The organism is uncultured Lacinutrix sp. (assembly GCF_947500325.1).
In the GTDB taxonomy this organism is placed as follows: Bacteria; Bacteroidota; Bacteroidia; order Flavobacteriales; family Flavobacteriaceae; genus Lacinutrix.
Genome location: NZ_CANMRQ010000082.1, coordinates 1 through 630 on the forward strand (window position 1 = coordinate 1; position 630 = coordinate 630).

At 36.8% G+C, this 630-nt stretch carries 1 protein-coding gene; it reads right to left on the reverse strand.

Features of this window, described 5'->3' with window-relative positions; translation table 11 throughout:
• Window positions 1-138: 138 nt before the first annotated feature.
• The gene (locus Q0997_RS20265; RefSeq protein WP_299892540.1) at window positions 139-603 is read right to left on the reverse strand and encodes a hypothetical protein; all 465 of its coding nucleotides are present in this window, start codon (window positions 601-603) and stop codon (window positions 139-141) included.
• Between the last annotated feature and the right edge of the window lie 27 nt (window positions 604-630).

The following is a 630-nucleotide window of genomic DNA, read 5'->3' on the forward strand; positions in this document are numbered from 1 at the left end:
AACGGTTTAGTATATGAGAAGTTGCGGGTTTGCGTGCGAGGAATTTCCGAAGGAAATTCAGACATAGCAAACGTGCAACGGCCTTTATTTAAGCACAAAACCAGCAATTTTTTATATACTGTGTTATGCACTGGTTTTTTATTTTTCTAAATTCCACCAGAAGTACAAAATATTCTCCTCGTTTTGGTCTGAAATTGCAAAATCTCCATTCCCTTTTGGAATTCCGTTTATTGCGTTTTGTAATTCAGTCAGTTTTTCTTTTCCGAACTGAATTTCAATTCCGTTATCAAGTTCTTTAATCAGCCAATGGTTTTCCGATTCAGACGTTTTGCAATTTAGAGTCAGATTCGGTTTAGATTTCCATTTAGCAATTCCGTTTTGGTTATTCGGCACGTTCAGTTGCGCTTGAGTTGGCAATTCGGTCGTTATTTTCTTTTTAGTCGACCATTCGCAATCAGACATTAAATTCAATAATTCCGAGAGACTTTCGCTCGCTTTTAAGTCAACCGTAAAGTTCCAACCTGGATAATTTCGGTTATTGTCTTTATAAGTCCAAGCGTAAACTTTTCCTTTCACTTTATGTTTCTCAATTTGCGCTTTCATTCGGTTTCGTCAACTTGTGCATAACGT